The 19,420-nt window shown below is 39.6% G+C and carries 19 protein-coding genes; 3 read left to right on the top strand and 16 right to left on the bottom strand.

The window, feature by feature from the left end; translation table 11 throughout:
- Window position 1: 1 nt before the first annotated feature.
- The 5 genes from QRD39_RS05850 to QRD39_RS05870 all read right to left on the bottom strand — a co-directional run bounded on the left by QRD39_RS05850 (window position 2) and on the right by QRD39_RS05870 (window position 4,682).
- A complete protein-coding gene (locus tag QRD39_RS05850) occupies window positions 2–1,177 on the bottom strand; it encodes a replication initiation and membrane attachment family protein (protein ID WP_285955960.1) in 1,176 nt (391 codons plus the stop codon).
- Window positions 1,174–1,653: a transcriptional regulator NrdR gene (gene nrdR / locus QRD39_RS05855; protein WP_002889188.1), complete on the bottom strand. Its 480-nt coding sequence runs from the start codon at window positions 1,651–1,653 to the stop codon at window positions 1,174–1,176. The genes QRD39_RS05850 and nrdR overlap by 4 nt, the downstream gene beginning before the upstream one ends.
- Before the next feature lie 121 nt (window positions 1,654–1,774).
- Window positions 1,775–3,304 (bottom strand): HAMP domain-containing sensor histidine kinase, encoded by a 1,530-nt coding sequence (locus QRD39_RS05860; RefSeq protein ID WP_285955961.1) that lies wholly within the window; start codon window positions 3,302–3,304, stop codon window positions 1,775–1,777.
- Window positions 3,301–3,990, bottom strand: coding sequence for a response regulator transcription factor (locus QRD39_RS05865; protein WP_002883757.1), 690 nt, complete (start codon window positions 3,988–3,990; stop codon window positions 3,301–3,303). Before QRD39_RS05865 ends, QRD39_RS05860 begins: the two co-directional genes overlap by 4 nt.
- Before the next feature lie 155 nt (window positions 3,991–4,145).
- Window positions 4,146–4,682: a DUF177 domain-containing protein gene (locus tag QRD39_RS05870; protein ID WP_285955962.1), complete on the bottom strand. Its 537-nt coding sequence runs from the start codon at window positions 4,680–4,682 to the stop codon at window positions 4,146–4,148.
- A gap of 324 nt (window positions 4,683–5,006) precedes the next feature.
- Here QRD39_RS05870 and rsmG point away from each other — a divergent pair, with 324 nt between their 5' ends.
- The 3 genes from rsmG to QRD39_RS05885 all read left to right on the top strand — a co-directional run bounded on the left by rsmG (window position 5,007) and on the right by QRD39_RS05885 (window position 7,865).
- A complete protein-coding gene (gene rsmG / locus QRD39_RS05875) occupies window positions 5,007–5,720 on the top strand; it encodes a 16S rRNA (guanine(527)-N(7))-methyltransferase RsmG (RefSeq protein ID WP_285955963.1) in 714 nt (237 codons plus the stop codon).
- A gap of 69 nt (window positions 5,721–5,789) precedes the next feature.
- On the top strand, window positions 5,790–7,154 hold the full coding sequence (locus tag QRD39_RS05880; protein ID WP_285955964.1) for a TrkH family potassium uptake protein: 1,365 nt from the start codon (window positions 5,790–5,792) through the stop codon (window positions 7,152–7,154).
- Window positions 7,155–7,193: 39 nt separating this feature from the next.
- Window positions 7,194–7,865, top strand: a complete 672-nt coding sequence (locus QRD39_RS05885; RefSeq protein WP_002889193.1) for a potassium channel family protein — start codon at window positions 7,194–7,196, stop codon at window positions 7,863–7,865.
- 87 nt (window positions 7,866–7,952) lie between these two features.
- On the opposite strand, the gene QRD39_RS05890 is transcribed toward QRD39_RS05885, so the two are convergent.
- The 11 genes from QRD39_RS05890 to QRD39_RS05940 all read right to left on the bottom strand — a co-directional run bounded on the left by QRD39_RS05890 (window position 7,953) and on the right by QRD39_RS05940 (window position 19,419).
- Window positions 7,953–8,783, bottom strand: a complete 831-nt coding sequence (locus tag QRD39_RS05890; RefSeq protein ID WP_285955965.1) for an energy-coupling factor transporter transmembrane component T family protein — start codon at window positions 8,781–8,783, stop codon at window positions 7,953–7,955.
- Window positions 8,776–10,461, bottom strand: a complete 1,686-nt coding sequence (locus QRD39_RS05895; RefSeq protein ID WP_285955966.1) for an ABC transporter ATP-binding protein — start codon at window positions 10,459–10,461, stop codon at window positions 8,776–8,778. The genes QRD39_RS05890 and QRD39_RS05895 overlap by 8 nt, the downstream gene beginning before the upstream one ends.
- A gap of 68 nt (window positions 10,462–10,529) precedes the next feature.
- Window positions 10,530–11,075, bottom strand: a complete 546-nt coding sequence (locus tag QRD39_RS05900; protein WP_002889196.1) for an ECF-type riboflavin transporter substrate-binding protein — start codon at window positions 11,073–11,075, stop codon at window positions 10,530–10,532.
- A 9-nt stretch (window positions 11,076–11,084) separates the two neighbouring features.
- Complete coding sequence (locus QRD39_RS05905) at window positions 11,085–11,933, bottom strand: SAM hydrolase/SAM-dependent halogenase family protein (protein ID WP_008535880.1); 849 nt, start codon at window positions 11,931–11,933, stop codon at window positions 11,085–11,087.
- Between the two features lie 150 nt (window positions 11,934–12,083).
- The gene (sstT, locus tag QRD39_RS05910; protein ID WP_008535875.1) at window positions 12,084–13,292 is read right to left on the bottom strand and encodes a serine/threonine transporter SstT; all 1,209 of its coding nucleotides are present in this window, start codon (window positions 13,290–13,292) and stop codon (window positions 12,084–12,086) included.
- A 123-nt stretch (window positions 13,293–13,415) separates the two neighbouring features.
- Window positions 13,416–14,108, bottom strand: coding sequence for a methionine ABC transporter permease (locus tag QRD39_RS05915; RefSeq protein WP_002889200.1), 693 nt, complete (start codon window positions 14,106–14,108; stop codon window positions 13,416–13,418).
- On the bottom strand, window positions 14,108–15,175 hold the full coding sequence (locus tag QRD39_RS05920) for a methionine ABC transporter ATP-binding protein (protein WP_143567532.1): 1,068 nt from the start codon (window positions 15,173–15,175) through the stop codon (window positions 14,108–14,110). Before QRD39_RS05920 ends, QRD39_RS05915 begins: the two co-directional genes overlap by 1 nt.
- Window positions 15,168–16,541, bottom strand: coding sequence for a M20/M25/M40 family metallo-hydrolase (locus QRD39_RS05925; RefSeq protein WP_285955967.1), 1,374 nt, complete (start codon window positions 16,539–16,541; stop codon window positions 15,168–15,170). Before QRD39_RS05925 ends, QRD39_RS05920 begins: the two co-directional genes overlap by 8 nt.
- 62 nt (window positions 16,542–16,603) lie before the next feature.
- Complete coding sequence (locus QRD39_RS05930) at window positions 16,604–17,506, bottom strand: MetQ/NlpA family ABC transporter substrate-binding protein (RefSeq protein ID WP_002889205.1); 903 nt, start codon at window positions 17,504–17,506, stop codon at window positions 16,604–16,606.
- A 163-nt stretch (window positions 17,507–17,669) separates the two neighbouring features.
- Entirely contained in the window at window positions 17,670–18,533 is an 864-nt protein-coding gene (locus QRD39_RS05935) for an amino acid ABC transporter substrate-binding protein (RefSeq protein ID WP_285955968.1), read from the bottom strand.
- A gap of 169 nt (window positions 18,534–18,702) precedes the next feature.
- Window positions 18,703–19,419 carry an ABC transporter ATP-binding protein gene (locus QRD39_RS05940; RefSeq protein WP_285955969.1) on the bottom strand — a complete coding sequence of 239 codons (717 nt, stop codon included), beginning with the start codon at window positions 19,417–19,419 and terminating at the stop codon, window positions 18,703–18,705.
- Window position 19,420 lies beyond the last annotated feature (1 nt).

Raw genomic sequence — 19,420 nt, forward strand, 5'->3', positions numbered from 1 at the left:
GCTACTCCTTTCCTTTTTCTAGTTTAGCCAAAGCACGACGTCTAATTTCGTCCAATTTGGCTTGATCGGCCTGGCTGGTCTGATTGTCATAATTAGGATCACTCCAGCTCGGCACATTTGTTTTTTTCTTAGCATCAGCCTTAGTTTGCTTTGATTTCTTATCGTAACCACTACGCAAAGCTAAAAGCCCTTGTTCAGCACTGATAATCTTCTTAAAGGCAAAATCATTAGCAAGTTTAGAAATATACTCTCTATTCACATTGGTTGAATGTGTCCTACCCAAACTATAGGCAACCATGAGATTGATGACCTCATCCATAAAGCCTCTTTGTGCCAAGTCTGTGAGAATCTTCTTCTCAGAATTAGTCACAGCACCACCAGGACCCTTGGCACTTTGTAGATAATCTATAGGTTTTTCAGACCTGACCGCCTTAAGAATCTTTTCTTCAGTCTCCGTCAAAGCAGAGTCACCACCCAATTTTTGAGCTTGTGCCTGCTCTAATTGCACCTGCATCCGCTTGACAATAATCTGATGGTTCACAGCTGTTTTTTTAGCCAAGAGATAGGTATCATACCAATTCATATGATGAATTTCAGACAATTTATAGATTTCAGGCACATCTGTCTTTTCATCTGTAAAGACAAGACCATCGGCCTGCATCCGATTTCTGAAGCTAGTTAAATCAAATGAATTCTTAGGCTTGATGTCTGACACGGTCTTTTGAGCCAAACGCTCATCTGTAAAGACATCTGAAAAACGTTTGGATAAATCTTGCAAACCGTGTAGACTTGCCGGTTTTAAAGCATCTACTGATGGTTCGCTAATTTTCTGTTCCAAAAGCGAGCTGTAAACCGCATGCTTGAGGAATTGCTCAATGGATAAAGGAGACTTAAGCTCAACAACATAAATTCCTTGGGGTGATTGGTAGAAGGCTAAAAGATCCACCGCTGTCAGGACGGCCAGAGCCTCCTTGAGGGGCTGCATGCCAAAATTGAGGTGATTCAAAATAGCCGCAAACTTATGACGGTGATTTCCATTGTCATAGAAAGCCACAAAATACTGGTAAAGAGCGTAACCCTCACTCCCAATAATGGGGTAGTAGCAACGCATTAAACTTGCCTGATCGGGAACGATAACCTGATTGCCAACATAGACAAATTCTTCAATAGGTCTCATTTTTTAGACTCTTTTTTCGCACGTACTGTCTTGGTGATTTCTTGAAGTAACTCTTCAATTTCATCAACATCTTTGAAAGAACGGTAAACACTGGCAAAACGGACATAGGTAATCTCATCAAGATCAGCGAGTTCTTTCATGACTAAATTCCCAATAACCTCGCTATCAACCTCTCCATCATGGTTGCGGCGAATGTTTTGCTCAATCCGAGTTATAGCATTTTCAATATCCTCACTAGAAACTGGGCGTTTTTGTGCACTCATCAAGATACCATTGAAAATCTTATCACGAGAGAATTGTTCACGCGTACCGTCTTTTTTGACAACTAAAAGTGGAACTTCCTCCACACGCTCAAATGTTGTAAAACGAGTGTGACACGTATCACACTCCCGACGACGACGAATGGTATTTCCATCCTCTGCCTGACGGCTATCGATAACACTAGATTTATTATGTTGACATTTTGGACAACGCATGCATTTCACCACCAATCTTCGAAATTCGGTACTCTATTTTACCATAAAAGCACGTAAAAAGCACGCCCTAAGCTAGGACATGCTTATGAAGAGAGTCGCTATAGCACTCATTTTTTCTTACTTAAAGTTCAAGTTGTGGTGACGTAGTTTCTGCCCCTGCAAAAGGAATATAGAGGTCGAAACGTGTACCGACACCCAATTCAGAACTAACTTCAATACGGCATCGGTAAGCTTCCACAATTTGGTAAAGGATTGATAAACCAATACCCACACCAGATTGAGTTGTAGTACGATTACGTGCCTTGTCTGAACGGTAGAAGCGCTCAAAGATATGTTCTATGTCCTCTTTAGAAATTCCTTCACCATTATCTTGTACCTGTACCAGCATTTCATTTTCCAGAGCTTTAATTGTTACCTGGATTTCCTTGTCAACAGGTGAATACTTGACGGCATTATCAATCAAAATTGTGATAGCCTGTTCAAAGTGTTGGCTGTAAATCTGTGCTGGACGCTCAGAACTTTCAAAGTCATTGAGATAGAATTGGTAATCTTCATGCAAAACACGGAAGTTCCCAATAACCGTACGAATTGAAGAATTCAAATCACAAGTGTCATTTCTATGATTCTCAAAGGATCCCTTAACTCGGATAGAATCCAACATATCATTGATCATAATGGTCATACGGTTGGCCTCATGGCTTGCAGCCTCAAGACTTTCTTCCAAAATCTCAGGGTCATTTTTACCCCAACGTTGCAAGAGGTCCATATGTCCCTTGATAACGGCAATCGGAGTACGCAACTCGTGACTCACGTCACTCAAGAAGCGCATCTGCATCTGATTATTCTCTTGAATTTTATCCATCATACGGTTAAAGTTAACCGCCAAATCACCAATTTCATCATGACTTTCAATCTTAGAACGGAGCTCCAAATCGCTTGGTGAATCGGTGATAACCCCCATAGTCTCGTGCAACTGTCTCATCGGACGAAGAATAGATGTCAAGACAACGACAGTCGCTGCGATGACCAAGACCGTCATCCCTACTTCAAGGAAAATCAATAAGAAAATCAGACGCTCTTTGAGGGCATAATAGAATTCCAAATCATGGAAGATTTGGGCATAACCAACTATTGTCTTTTTATCCTTACCATAAATCGGAACCTCTAGCAAGAAGCCACGTTTTCCCTTATAAGACACTGACTTTAGTTTGTTAACCTCAGACATGCCTGGTGGAGAATCTGTATTCTCCTCAGAGGTAAAGATAAACGTTCCTTTTTTGTCATAAACAAAGACTGACTGATTTGAATAGAGTTTATTAGAAATCGCAACTTGACCATCCAGAGAATGCTTTTCAGAAAGCACGCCATTAATAATCGATGCATAGATATTTTTAGGCGAGTAAAGGGCAGCTAAGAGCGGTTCCGGACTTAATTCTTCATCAGAATCCCAGTCTTTTTCAATGTATGTAACAACCTTTGAGATGGTAGCATTTACATTTTGACGTTCACGTTGCAAAAGAAGCATATTAGCTGAAAAAACAACAACGAGTGTGAACATCGACAATACAAGAAAGAAGACCACAGCAGTTGTCATGGTCAACTTTTTTCTAATGGTTACTTTACCGAATAATTTATCTTGTAATTTACTCATTTTTCACGAATAACATAACCCATGCCTCGTACCGTTTGAATATATGATTCTTTGCCTGGAACATCAATTTTTCCACGCAAGTAACGAATATAAACGTCTACAACGTTTGTTTCGATAGCATCATCATATTTCCAAACTTGAAGTAAAAGTTCTTCACGGGTCATCACTTGGTTCATATTGCTCAAAAGTGTGTTCAACAAATCAAACTCACGTTTTGTCAATGGGATAGCTTCATCACCACGTACAACTGTACGGTTTTGAACATCTAATTTCAAGTCACGGTAAGTTGACGCTTTAGCTGGTGCATTCTTAGCAGCTTCAATATCTTGACGACGGAAGGTCGCACGAATACGTGCCAAAAGTTCTTCAATCGCAAATGGTTTTACAATATAGTCATCAGCACCACGATCCAATCCGGCAACGATGTCCATGATTGAGTCGCGAGCTGTCATCATCATAATATAAGTATCTTTTTCCTGTTGGAGACGACGAGTTACTTCAAAACCGTCCATCTCAGGTAACATAAGATCCAAGAGAATAAGATCGAAATCTTTCTCAAGTGCCATTTCTAGTCCTTCACGTCCGTTGTCTGCTGTCACAACGTCGTATCCTTCGTGTTGAAGTTCTAACGAGACAAAACGAGCAAGGTTTTTCTCATCTTCAACAATCAAAATGCGTTTGCTCATAATAAGTATTTACCACTTTCTTAAATTTTTTTGACTTCCATTTCCCTTTAAAAGTCTGTCGATTTATTTAGCAAATAAATCTGAAAATTAACTTCTAATGATATAATAATATACAGTTTTAAAATTGTCAAACATTTTTAGTTTGTTTTTTTGAATTAATTTTCATCAAATAGACAATTCAATTGGGCAAAAGGATTGCTTGCCTCTTTTTTCTCTTGTTGGAGGGCTACATAGTCCTCTTCCGACAGGACTTTCCAGTCATTTCCTGAAAGAGAAATTTGACCTTTCTCTTCTTCTGGTGTTAAGACTTTCATAGGAATATTAAGAAGAATATTGTCCAATATACTCTCATCTAGATTAATGGCATCACCATCCAAGATAAGAACCAAGTTTTCTTCGACTAATTCCTTCTGTAGAAGGGCATCTGCCTCTTGAATAAAGGTCTCCGAGACTGGATAGTTAAAACTAAGCGTTACAGGCTCAAGAGAACGGCTAGATGGTAATGTAATTTTATAAGCTAATTGATAATCCAAAAGGTACAATCCATTATCATAGACTACCTGTCCACTTGCTTGAATCTGTTCAAGATTTAAAACCTGATTATAGCGTTCTTTAATAGACTCCAAAAGTAAAGGTGCTTCGTTAAAAGCAAGCCCTTCTGGAGACTTTCTAACTTCTGAAAGATAAATCATTGTCAATCCTCAAACTAAATTTCCCCACGGGAAGTGATTTTTAATCCACAAGACCATAATCCCCCACAACCGCCTTTTATTAAAGCAACTATATTGTCACTTTCTTTTAAGCGAGTAATTATGATTTTAGACTTAATTAGTATTATATCAGATTTTTAAGAAAAAATAACACCTTAAATATTACATATTTCTTAAACTTAGAACTTCTTTAAAAGATAATGAAAAATACGTTCGCTCCTAATGTTCGCTCATTTTTGGTGTTAGATGAAAGGCCTTAATTATGGTAAAATAAGAGCATTGAAACTATTTAAAAGGAATATAAAAATGACACCTGAAGATTTTTACAAAGCTCTACAAGAAGAGGGATTCAATCTGAGTCAGCAGCAAAAAGACCAATTTCAACGCTATTTTGAGCTATTGGTAGAATGGAACGAAAAAATCAATCTTACGGCAATCACTGATAAAAACGATGTTTACCTTAAGCATTTCTATGATTCGTTGGCTCCCGTTCTGCAAGGACATATCAAAAATCAAGATATTCGACTCTTAGATATTGGGGCTGGAGCTGGTTTTCCAAGTCTCCCTATGAAGATTCTTTGTCCTAAGCTTGAAGTGACCATCATTGATTCTCTTAATAAACGCATCAATTTTCTCAATCTCTTGACAGATGAGCTGCAACTTAGCGGTGTTCACTTCTATCATGGACGTGCCGAGGATTTTGGTCAAGATAAGGCCTTCCGTGCTCAATTTGATGTGGTGACTGCCCGTGCTGTTGCACGTCTGCAGATTCTCTCAGAATTGACCATTCCTTTCTTGAAGGTTGGTGGACAACTCATTGCACTTAAGGCTGCAGCTGCCGATGAAGAATTGGCTGAAGCTAAGAATGCTTTGAACCTCCTTTTTGCCAAACCTATTCTCAACGATAACTACCATTTACCAAATGGTGATGGGCGTCATATTACCATTGTCGAGAAGAAAAAAGAAACTCCAAACAAGTACCCTCGTCGTGCTGGAATGCCTAATAAGAAGCCACTATAACGTTCATCCAAGGATGTTTTTGATTCCTTGGATTATTGTTTCCCCTTACGGTAAATTTGGAGGTTTTCATTGATTAATCGTTTTTCTGTCACTCAAAGACTTGTGCTTAGTTTTGTCTTTGTCATTCTGGTGGGAAGTATCTTACTTAGTCTTCCCATTAGTCACTATGCTAATAGTCCAGAAACAAACTATCTAGACCATCTTTTCAACACGGTATCAATGGTCTGTGTGACTGGACTTTCTGTGGTTCCTGTTAGTAAAGCTTACAATGGTTTTGGTCAAATTGTCTCCATGCTTCTCATGCAGACCGGGGGTCTTGGGCTAGTCTCTTTGATTGCTATCAGTACCTACAGCCTTAAAAATAAATTGGGCTTGAGCGATCAAGATCTCCTCCAATCTGCACTCAGCAGGGACAATCAAAAAGATTTAAAATCCTATCTTTTCAAGGTCTATAAAATAACTTTTTCCATTGAAGCTTTAGCGGCACTAGTGATTATGACTGATTTTATCCCTCGCTTTGGACTTGGTCACGGCATTTTTAACAGTCTATTTCTAGCAGTCTCAGCTTTTTGTAACGCTGGTTTTGATAACTTAGGAGCTAACAGTCTACAAGACTATGCGACCAATCCAACAATAAACCTTGCTGTCGCAGGTCTCATCATGTCTGGAAGTTTAGGTTTTGCAGTCTGGATTGATTTGATTCAGTTATTTAAGCGTTATATCAAGAATCGTCCTAGAAACTGGAAATTAGCTTGTAGACCCCTTAGTAATCAAAGCCGTCTTGTGCTTATTAGTACAGCTTGTATCCTCTTGGTGGGGACCTTGTTAGCTTGGCTACTGGAAATGGATAACTCTAAGACAATCGGCACTCTCAACGTTTGGCAGCAACTTATGGTCAGTTTCTTTCAAACTGTAACCATGCGTACTGCTGGCTTCGCAACGATTTCCTATACCAAGGCCGATTTCTCCACAAATCTTCTTTTTATGTTTCAGATGATTATCGGTGGTGGACCTGGAGGAACTGCGGGTGGTATCAAGGTGACAACTGCCTCCATCATGTTCCTACTTTTTAAGTCAGAGCTATCTGGTAACTCGAGCGTTGTGTTTCGAAATCGTATTATATCTAATAAGACTGTTTTGCAAGCATTCACAGTTATACTCTTTTTCCTAACAATGCTCTTTGTCGGCTATGTTATTCTACTTGAAACCAATCCAAATCTCTCACCACTGGCCTTGCTATTTGAGAGTGTGTCAGCTATTGCCACAGTCGGTGTGTCTATGGATTTGACTCCTAGTCTTAATACCATAGGGCGCTTCGTTATCATGGCTCTCATGTTCATTGGTCGTGTTGGTCCCATCACTGTTCTCTTGAGTTTGATGACCAAAAAAGAAAAACAGGTTTCCTACTCACCAACTGACATCTCTGTTGGCTAAAGCAACCAATTCATTAACAAAATTCTGAAAGGATTCTACATGAAAACACAAATTATTGGCGTCCTCGGTTTGGGGATTTTTGGACAAACCATCGCAACCGAACTTTCCACTTTTGGCCAAGATGTCATTGCCTTAGATAACAATCCTAAAACCATTGATTCTCTAGCAGATCAGGTGACTAAGGCTGCTGTGGGGGATATTACTGACATTGATTTTCTTCGCTCGACTGGTATTGAGAGCTGTGATACCGTTATTATTGCTACAGGGGAGCATCTGGAATCTTCAGCATTGGCTCTTTTGCACTGTAAGAAGCTAGGGATTAAACGTATCATTGCTAAAGCTAAAAGCATCAATTACGAAGAGGTTCTCTATGGTATGGGAGCCAACCTCGTCATTACACCCGAACGCAGTACGGCAAAAGAACTGGCTTCCAACATACTCCGCTATAACATTTCAAATGTCTTTCATCTAGAGGATGACGTGGCTTTAATCGAGCTTAGGATTCCTCATGAATGGGCAGGAAAATCTTTGCACACCTTGAATCTCCGAAAAACTTACAACGTCAATGTCATTGGTTTTAGAAACGATGAAAATGGAAAACTAAACACTCATTTTGACCCTACGAAACAGCTGCCTAATGAAGGAACTATCCTAGTCGTTGCTGACAATCGAACACTAGAAAAATTTGACTATTTGGGGTATTTGAAATAACAGAAAACGTTCTAATCTTGTTCACAATGAACAGGACTAGAACGTTTTTTATTGTTGCAAAAATCCATACAATCTTTAACCCTAATATCATAACCAGGGATTGTAAAATCGACCCTGATTCAGAAAAATCAGTCCTATACTAATCCCTAACAGCAGAAACGCTAATAAGATTACAAGATAATCTTGCTTAGTCAAAGATTTATGAACATACCAGGTACGTTTTTTATAGCGACCAAAGCGACGTAATTCCATAGCTGTCGATATGGTATCAATACGCTCTAACGAAGAAAAAATTAATGGAAGAACGATTTGTAGATTCCCACGAATGCGCTTAACCAGACCTGCCTTTTTCGACAAATCTAAGCCACGCGCTTCCTGGGCCTTGCGAATCGTAAAGAATTCTTCTTGAACATCTGGAATATAACGCAATGTCAAACTAACGGAGTAGGCAAATTTATAAGGCAATCCAATCTGATTAAGACTAGCTGCAAACTGACTCGGATGGGTAGTCATCAGAAAAAGAATGGCAAGAGGAACCGTTGAAAAATACTTAAGCAAGAGATTAGCAAGATAGAAGATCTCCTGACTGGTTAAATAAAAGCGGCCCCATCCTTCAATCAATACGGTCTTAGTACCATAAATCTCCTCACCATAGCTAGGATCGAAAAGATAAACCATGACTAAGTTAAAGAGGGCAACGGCTCCAATGATTTCAACAACAAATGAAACATCTTTCCATCGAATATTAGCTCGCTTGAAAAGATAAATAGATAGAAAACCTATTACTAATATAAATCTAGGATCGTAAGTTGCCATACAAGCAACTGATACTAAAATGAAGAAAATCATTTTACTTGCACCAGATAATCCATAAAGGAAACCTTGACCTGATTGATAACCAATTAAACGATTAGACATAAGGGCCTCCTTTGTTAATTTTATCAATATAATACTCTGTCACGTCTACTGGATCACAGGATAATTTCTGACCCAAGGTATAGAGTGATGTCTGTTTCAGATTAGCTGCCTTCAACAGGTCGTGCTGATTGAGGATGGCGACAGGATTATCATCTGCAATAATCGCACCATCAACGACAACCAAACAACGATCACTGTATTCCAACATAAGTTGCATGTCGTGGGTAATCATCACAATCGTATGGCCTTGCTGCTGAAGACTGTCAAGGAAAGTCATGATATCCGTATACGTTTGGTAATCTTGACCAGCCGTTGGCTCATCTAAGATAATGATTTCAGGTTTCAAAACCAAGATAGAAGCTATAGTCACACGCTTTTTCTGACCAAATGATAGAGCAGAAATGGGCCATTTACGAAAACTATAGAGGCCACAGGTCTTCAAAACCTCATAAACACGCTCTTCAACTTCTGACTCGTCAACACCTCTCAAACGTAAACCTAAAGCTACTTCATCAAAAATCATAGCTTGACTAATCATCTGGTTAGGATTTTGTAAAACAAACCCGATACGTTCCGAACGCTCAGCGATGCTATCCTGGCTAATATCCTGACCTTTATAAATCAGCCTGCCGTGACTAGGGACAAAGCCACATAAAGCCTTGGCAAGCGTTGACTTACCAGCTCCGTTTTTACCAACAATTGCTAGACGCTCACCCTTTTTCAGACTAAAAGACATATTCTCAATTATAGGTAGGTTATCTCCGTAGCCAACTTTAAGTTTCCCAACCTCTAAAATAGGAGTTGTTTGACTTTCAGATGGAACCTTTCTCGTTCTGTCTGGCAAGCTTAAACCAGACAGGTCCAAAGTTTCTAGTTGGCTGAGTTGCTCTGCACTTTTGGTGTTAAATCCCAACTGACGTAAAACCGTCACATAGAGGGGCTCACGAATACCATTATCCAACAAGAGAGTAGTTGATAAAAGCTCATCTGGGCTACCGTTAAAGAGGAGTTTCCCATCATTGACCAATAAAACACGGTCAACAGGACGATAAAGAACATCCTCCAGACGGTGCTCAATAATAATCGTCGTGGCTCCTACTTCCTTGTGAATTTTATCAATAAGGGCAATCGTTTCTTGGCCTGATTTAGGATCCAAATTTGCCAACGGCTCATCAAATAAGAGGATCGGACTCTCATCAATCAAGACCCCAGCTAGACTGACCCGTTGTTTTTGTCCACCTGATAAATCTTGAGGACGATGACCCAAGAGAGAACTCAAATTCAAACGTTCGGCCCAGAGAGCCACCTTATCTTTCATCTCACCTTGATTGACACAATCATTTTCCAAGGAAAAGGCCAAATCTTCAGCTACCGTCAATCCAATAAACTGACCATCTGGATCCTGTAACACCGTAGATACCAATTGAGACCTATCATAGATTGATTGATTGAAAATGTCTTGGTCGCCTATAGTCACCTGCCCCTGCGCTTGACCTTTGTTAATGTTAGGAATGATACCATTAAGACACTGGGCCAGGGTTGATTTTCCACTACCAGACGGGCCTAAGATAAGTACTTTCTCACCCTTAGCAATATCAAAACTGATATTCTTGATTGTAGCTTCCGCTTGCGCATCATATTGAAATGTAAACTGATTAAAACTAATGTATTTATCCATGTTTCTACTAAAAAAGAGAGGGCTTATCAAAAAAATCTTGACAAGCCACACTCTGCTATAAATTATTTCTAGTCTTTAGTAAGACTACCTGATTGTGTACGTGAGTGGGCGTAAATTGCAAGTAGAGCCGTCCCTCCAACTGCAATTGTAATAAAGTTTGCCAATCCAGCAACAAAACCTTGAGCATAGAGGTAAGACCATTCTTGCGCAAATTGGATTTTATCACCGATTGGTGTCACAACACCATACGCAATAATAAGAGATAAGAGTTGGATGAGGTTAAACCAAATCATATTTCCAAATGTCAGAACCCCTTTTGTTGCATCGTATTTTTTACGAAATAGACCAATGACAAGACCTATAACACCACTAGCAAGAACCCAAGCCCATGAAATACTTCCGTATTGGATACCATCCTTAAGCGCATGACCAATGAGGCCCATGAAGAAACCTGTGATGGGGCCAAATATTACTGAAAACAGAGCCTGAACTGCATATTGCAGTTGGATGCTAGTATTCCCAAAAATAGGAATGTTAACAAACATACCAATGATAATAAAGAGTGCTGCACCAATACCTGTCGCAACTACTGTACGAATTGAATTATTTTTCATAATTTTACTTTAATCTCCTAAACGTTTAATTTCAATGTGCCAGTTAGATCCTACACCGACATTATAGGCCTTGGCAAAAGACCCTTGGTTAATGGCTAGTCCCACACGATAGAGGGAGTTGATATAAATAATTGGTTGACCAATACGAACATCCGCAAAAGATTTTCCATAGGTAACTTGGTTTTGGTAGACCAACATATCATTGTTAAAGATGGTCACTTCGAAACGATCACCAAAGTTTGGTTCCAAAGCGTAAAAGTCATCACGTGTGATTGAGGTCCAAAGCGATCCGAAACGGACGTCTAGAATGTCAATCGCACCACGAACCAAATGATCTTCTATGATGGTTTCAACCACTGGAAGTTCTAGAATTTTCTCCACAGGTAACTCGGGTCCAACATCTTCAAAACTGATATGACCAGAGGCTAATCTGGCACCTGTATAAGCATAAACATCACGTCCGTGGAAGGTATAAGATAGCTCGGTATTACTACGGCGGTTCTCAACCTCTGAAATTTCTCGAACAGCCACGATACCAACATTCTTTTTAATATAAGAAAGCGTGCCATTGTCGGGAGTAACGATATATTGCCCAGTCTTAGTCAGAGCAACCACACTTTTTCGTGACGATCCGACACCAGGGTCAACTACGGATACAAAAGTTGTCCCTTTTGGCCAGTATTCAACGGTTTGAAAGAGACGGTAGGAAGCTTCAAATGTGTTATAGGGAGTGATGTCATGGGTTAAGTTGTGCACTCCTAGGCTTGGCTCTTCTTGTAAAGCCACACCAATCATGGCCGAAACAGCACCATCAACCAAACCAAAATCCGATTGAAGTACTAATAGATTATTAGTCATAAATATCTCACCCTTTTCTATTAGAGACGTTTATTTTACCACATTTTATGGGTATTTTAAAGATGACAAATCCTTGAGCTAGCTATAGTCTTTGCCTATGTTGACTACATAACCTCAAAAAGTCAGCCCCAGAGGCTGACCTTTTATTATCTAAGCCTTATTCCAACGGCTTTTTTCTGCTACTGCTGTAAAGAGAACATCTGTTGACGAGTTGAGGGCCGTTTCACATGAGTCTTGGATGACACCGACAATAAAGCCGACACCGACAACCTGCATGGCCAAATCATTTGAGATACCAAAGAGGCTACATGCTACAGGTACCAAGAGAAGGGAACCTCCTGCAATACCTGAGGCACCGCAGGCAGAAATAGCTGAAACTACACTAAGAATAAGGGCTGTCGCAAAGTCAACCTCAATTCCCAAAGTAGTCACTGCAGCCAGTGTCAAAACATTAATTGTCACGGCTGCCCCTGCCATGTTAATTGTTGAGCCCAGAGGGATAGAAACTGAGTAAGTATCAGGATTCAAACCAAGGTCTTCACACAATTGAAGGTTGACGGGGATATTGGCAGCTGATGAGCGGGTAAAGAAGGCAGTAATCCCAGAATCTTTCAGACAACGGAAAACCAATGGGAAAGGATTCTTGCCCATCATCACAAAGGCAATGGCTGGATTGACCACCAAGGCAACAAAGGCCATAGTACCAACCAGAACAAGGATAAGAACTCCATAATCTGCCAAGACGCCAATACCATTTTCAGAAATCGTATTAAAGACAAGACCAAGAATACCAAATGGTGCTAGGTTAATAATCCAACGCACGATTTGAGAGGTCACCTCAGCCAAGGTATTAAGCAATTCTTTAGTGTGTTGACTGGCTGTTCGCATAGCAAAACCAAAGACAACAGCCCAGACCAAAACCCCAATATAGTTGGCTTGAGCCAAGGCGTTAATAGGATTATCCACCATCTTAAGCAATAAATCCTTAAACACCTCACCAACCCCCTGAGGTGCACTTGCTTTGGTAGCTGCGGCTGCTCCCAATTTCAATGAAATTGGAAAAATATAGTGGGAAATCACAGCTGTCAAAGCTGCAGCAAATGTTCCAAATAGGTAGAGAACAATTACCGTCTTCATGTTGCTTTGTTGGCCTTCACGTGTTTGGGAAAGGGCATTGGCCACCAAGGCAAAAACCAAGAGGGGTGCAATGGCCTTCAAACCACCAACAAACATATCTCCCAAGAGACCAATAACTGTTATCTTAGGAATAAGCAAACCAAGCAAAGCACCAATTACCACACCAATGGCAATACGCTTTATCAAGCTGGTTCTATTCCATGTTGAAATAAAACGTTGCATAACTCATTAACTCCTTTTATGTGGCTAACAAAACCACAAAACATTCATTGACTTCCATATTATGATATATTTCTCAAATCGTCAAGACATGAAAAAAGCCTGTTGAAAGCAGGCTTTCCACTCTTATTTATGACTCAATTTACGAGTTAAGAAGTCACCGACAAATTGGATAAGGAAGATCAAAATCAAGATCAACAAGGTTGCCAAGATAGTGACGGAAGTATTTGAACGGTTGTATCCATAGTAGATGGCAATGTAACCAAGACCACCTGCACCGATGGCACCGGCCATCGCAGTTTCACCCACGAGTGAAATCAGGGTCACGGTTGATACACGAACCAACTCAGGTAGACCTTCACCAAGGTAAACCTTAATCGTATCCCAAAGAGTAGCACCACTAGCTTGCGCTGCTTCAATTACCCCACGGTCTAAGTCTGCAAGTACCACCTGTACTTGACGGGCAAAGAATGGGAAGGTTGCCGCTGACAATGGAACCAAGGCCGCTGTCATCCCAAGGTTAGTCCCTACGATGAAGTAAGTAAAGCCTTTCAAAATTGCTAGGAGGATGATGAAAGGAATGGCACGAAAGATAGAGGTCACCTTATCTAGGATTTGGAAAACAAATTTATTTTCAATAACCCCACGAGGTCCTGTCAATACCAAGAAGAGTCCCATAACCAGACCAAGAAGTCCCCCAATGATGAAGGAAATCACGGTCATATAAAGAGTTGCGTAGATGGCATCTGGCCAAGAGTTAACCCCTTGCATACCGATACGATAAATATCTGGAAAGTTTTGTTGAATCCAATCTGCCATTATTGGGCTCCTTTCTTAAGTACCTGCAAGCTAACACCTGCATTTTCAATCGCTTTTTGCGCTGCAATAACCTTGTCAGAATCGCCATCCAAAACAACGACCAATTCACCAACAGGTGTATCACCGAGAATTTCAACATTCCCATAAAGGATATTACTTGAAACACCGTAATCTTTGAAGATTTCAGTCAAGAGTGGCTCATCTGTGGAAGAACCAGCGTATTTAAGTTGAACAAGAAGAGCTGAACTTGGCAAGTTTTTAACCAAAGGTTGCGCATTAATCTTAGTCAAAGCATCTTCAATTCCCGCTGCAGTTTCAATAAATTCTTGTGTCAAATCTTCTTGTGGATTTGAGAAAATATCAAGGACACTGCCTTCTTCCAAAAGTTGACCATTTTGCATGACAGCTACACGATTACAAATATCTTTAACAATTTGCATTTCGTGGGTAATCATAACCACTGTCAAACCAAGTTTCTTATTCAAATCTTGCAGAAGTGACAGAATTTGCTTAGTCGTTTTAGGGTCAAGGGCTGATGTAGACTCATCTGAAATCAAGATTTCAGGATCGTTGGCCAAGGCACGCGCAATCGCTACACGTTGTTTTTGTCCACCTGACAATTGTGCAGGATAGTTTTCTGCACGGTCAGCCAAGTCAACCAACTCCAAGAGGCCACGAACCTTTTTGTCCTTTTCTTCACTGCTTAACTTAGAGTGGCGGAGGGCAAAGGCAACATTTTCATAAGCCGTTTTCTGAGCCATTAAGTTAAAGTGTTGGAAAATCATCCCAATTGTTTGACGTTTTTGACGCAATTCTTTTGTCGTTAATTGGACCTTACCATCTGCAAAAGTCACATCCTTACCGATAGTGATTTGACCAGCTGTAGGCACTTGCAAAAGATTAATAGCACGCACCAGGGTAGACTTCCCAGCCCCTGAATAACCAACAATTCCGTATATATCACCTTTTTCAATCTGGATAGACACATCTTTAACCGCTTGGATTGTGCGACGTTTCTGTGTAAAGGTGATATCAATATTTTTCAAATCAATAATGACATTACTCATAACTTGCAATTAACTCCTTAATTAGTTCAATGTGGGTATAGTAGTCTGCTAGACTAACATTTTCATCCCCACCGTGGTCACGGCTATTAGCATTTCCTATCCCAAAAGCTGCCATAGGAACACCCAAAGCCTCGTAAATCATATGCATAGGTCCAGTACCGGCAGCCGTTGGAAGTACAGCAACACCTTCCTCATAAAAGCCTTTTGCCAACTCAATAACATTGACAATAGCCGGATCAGACATATCGCTACGATAACTTTCTTCACCAAGAGTGAAGGTTACCTTGATACGGTCAAATCCTTCTTTTTTGAGGTGAGCCTTAATACACTCCAAAACGTACTCAGGTGTCAAACCAGGAACCAAACGCATCTCCATTTTAGCTTTGGCTTGCGCTGGTAAGATAGTCTTAACCCCTTGCCCCTGGTAACCTGTCGAGATTCCTTCGATAGAAAGGGCTGGCTCAAAGTAATAAGTCTTTAAGAAATCACGGCGGTCACTTTCCAAAATTGGAAGTTTTAGCCCGTAAATTTTTCGAAGGCTGTCTGCATTTTCAATAGCATAGGTCTCAATGAGATTCATCTCGCGTTCGTTAGGTTGAATCACTTTATCGTAGATACCATCAATGAGAATCCGTCCCTGATCATCACGCATACTAGAGATAGCATTGAGTAAATACCATGACGCAGATTCAATCACAGCACCAAATTTAGAATGAATATCAACATCGGCACTCTCGACAGACAAGTCAAAAGTAATAATCCCCTTGTTGCCACCTGTGATTTCTAGTTGTCCTTTACTGTTTCTATTTCCCTGTTCCCAAACCAGAAGATCTGCAGGAAGAAGGTCGTCACGGTATTTTTCCAAATACTTTTCAAGATCAGTTGAGGCAGATTCCTCAGCGCCTTCCATCATAAACGTGATATTAACAGGAAGGTCACCGACCTCTCGAATATATTTACGAAGGGCTGTCAGACGAGCTGTGATATGTCCCTTATCATCATCCACACCACGACCATACATGTAACCCTTACGAACAGTCAAACGAAAAGGCTCATCCGTCCATGGTTGATCATTATCCGCAGGAACAGTATCATAATGCTGATAAAAGATAATGGTCTTAGCATCCGGATTTGGACTCTTAAATTTTGCCAAGACAAAAGGTGCCGTATAGGTCTCGTCAATTGTCACCTCTGCACCTATCCGTGAAAAGATTTCACCAAGGTAGGCAGCCACATCATAGAGACCAATATTTTGAGCAAAAATAGATTTTTTAGAAATCAAAGTCCGCAAAACTTCAAAATAGTGTTGAGCAGTTTCGTCATTACGGAACTTTTGTAACTGTTCTTCTTCACTAGAAAATGCCATCAAATTCGTCTCCTTCATACAAGACAAAACGGCGTGTTCTCACACGCCCTTCCGCCCTTAGCTTATTTCTTTGAATTAGCTTTCAATTGATCTTGTGTTGGTGCACCTTTCCATGCTGGAAGGTCAACCTTGTTAGAGGCATCATAAATGGTTTGGGCAACTTCATCATTTTGGTAAGCTTTAATCAAAACTTTGATTGCATCAGCCTTATTTGATTTTTCCCAATCCTTTTTAGCTGCAATGATGTTAACCCAATCTTTCAAATCTTGACTTGGATCTTCTTGGAAGAGAGTTGTATCGTAGTTAACGTTTTGTTGTTGGGCATATGAGTTATTAACAACTGCTGCATCTACAGATGAAAGAGTTTGAGCTGTTTGTTCAGCTGAAATTTCTTTAATTTCCAATTTCTTTGGATTTTCAGAAATGTTTTTGATTGTTGCCAATTCACCTTTTTTAACATCTAATTTAATCAAACCAGCTGTTTGGAGAAGAGTCAAAGCACGGCTTTCATTTGTACCATCATTAGGTACTGAGATAGTAGCTCCTTCAGGAAGATCTTTAACATCTTTGTATTTAGCTTTTCCGTTTTCAGTACCTGAGAAAAGGTGGATAGGGCTAAGAAGTGTATCTGCTGCAGCAACAATATCACCCTTGTTTTCTTTATTCCAGTTATTCAAGAAGTAAATGTGTTGGAAAGCATTGACATCAATTTCACCGTTTTTAAGAGCTTCGTTTGGTTGGTTGTAGTCCGTAAACTCTTTCAACTCAATCGTTACGCCTTTTTCTTTAGCCAATTCTTTGACCTTATCCCATACTGGTTCAGTTGCATCATCCAATGTCATGATACCAACTGTCAATGTTTTATCATCTTTAGCTGACTTGTTACCACCAGCACCACATGCAGCCAAAGCTACTGTTGAAGCGACTGCTAATCCTGCAATTCCAAGAATTTTTTTAAGTTTCATCATAAGCTCCTTTAAATTGTTTTAAGTGTAAAATTATTATCCCATAGGATGAGAATTGTAGCAAATTGTTTATAATTGTATGAATCTATAGTTATTAGCTATAGCCTATCCTAAATTTTATTTATAAGAAAATGCTGAGAAAAATCTATCCTCAGCCTTATTCTTATTTGTTTCCAGGAACTTTCAAAGCATCCTCAGCTGGAATATAGTTTTTGTTTCCAAGGAATTTTTCAGCCAATTTAGCCAAAGTACCATCTTTTTGGAGTTCTTCCAAACGTTTATTTACAAATTTTTGAAGGTCTTTTTGATTATCAGCAAACAAGAAGTAAATGTATGGTTGTTGATCAGACTTAAGTTCAATGGTCTTCAAGTTTGTCAACTTATTGTTTTTGATAATTGAATTAACTGTTGGAGCATCAAAAATCTTGAAATCATATTTACCTTCATTCAAGTTTGTCAACATTTGCGTAATGTTTTCATTAGTGTAGTTGAGTTCAACTGGCTTATCTGAATGTTTCTCATTAAATTCAGTCAATTGAGTAGCTGTTGATGTTCCTTGAACAACCTGTGTAGAATGACCAGCGATGTCATCATATTTCTTGATTTTACTATCTTTTGGAACAGTCAAGACTGCAGGTGTTGTTCCAATTGGATATGAGAAGAGGTATTTTTGGTCACGTTCTTCTGAGTAAGAGATATTGTTACCAGCCATTTGGTATTTAGCTGAGTCAAGACCTGTAAAGACTGAAGACCATTCTGTTTTTTGGAATTTTACTTCATATTTATCAGAGTCTTTGAAGACCGCTTTAGCCACTTCTACATCGTAACCAGTTAATTCACCGTCTTTTTCGTATGAAAATGGTGCTGTTGTTCCGACCGTTGCAAAATTAACAGTTTCTTTAGCACCAGATGATTTTGACGAAGATGTATCTGAAGATGTATCTTTTGATTTTGAAGAACATGCAGCGAGCAATGCTACTGAAGCAATGGCTACACCTGTGATTCCAAGAATTTTTTTAAGTTTCATAATTGTCTCCTTTGAGATTGATTGTTCTAATTGTAACAAAAATTACTAGTCTTAACTAATACTTAAACATAATCAAGGTGATAAGAAAATCCTATCACTCTGAAGTATCAATTGTTTGACAAAGTAAAAAAGGTAGAAAACCAATGTTGATTTTCTACCCTATTAATCATTAATAATGTGACAAGCGCTCAATCACTTGCTGATTACTGAGTACCTCCCTTGCAGGGAAGAAATCAGCCTTCCCATTCTCAAAAAGAAGAACATCTGCCTTCTCATGATGAAGATGCTTAAAGTGATGGGCTGACATAATAATAGTTTTACCGGCCGAATGAAGCTCATGTAGGAGTTCTCTAAAAAATTCTTCATATTCTTTAGAGAGATTGTTGAAGGGTTCATCAAGAATATAGACATCTGGATTGGTTACCATTATACTGGCAAAGGCCACTTTCTTCTTTTCACCACCAGACAGTTGATAAGGCACTCGGTCCCTTAAATCGTCAATTTTAAGCAGGGTTAAGGTGTCTTCAACACGTTTTGAGACTTCTTCTTCAGACAAACCTAACTGACGAGGCCCAAAGGCAATCTCATCATAGACTGTACTATTGAAAAGCTGACTATCTACATCTTGAAAAAGAATACCTAACCGACTATAGAAATCACGTTTTTGACGTTTGTCCTTCATCCATTCCCTGACCTCTTTCCCTAGGAAAAGAATACGGCCAGACTCTTCTTGTTTGAAGCCTGTTAATAGACTGATGAGACTCGACTTTCCAGTCCCATTTTCCCCCATCAACATCACATATTGCCCTTGTCTAATCTCCAAATCAAGACCAGTAAAGACCTTTTTTTGTTCATAGGCACAGGCCACTTGATTCAATTGAAACATC

The sequence above is a fragment of the Streptococcus raffinosi genome (assembly GCF_030284685.1).
GTDB lineage: Bacteria > Bacillota > Bacilli > Lactobacillales > Streptococcaceae > Streptococcus > Streptococcus raffinosi.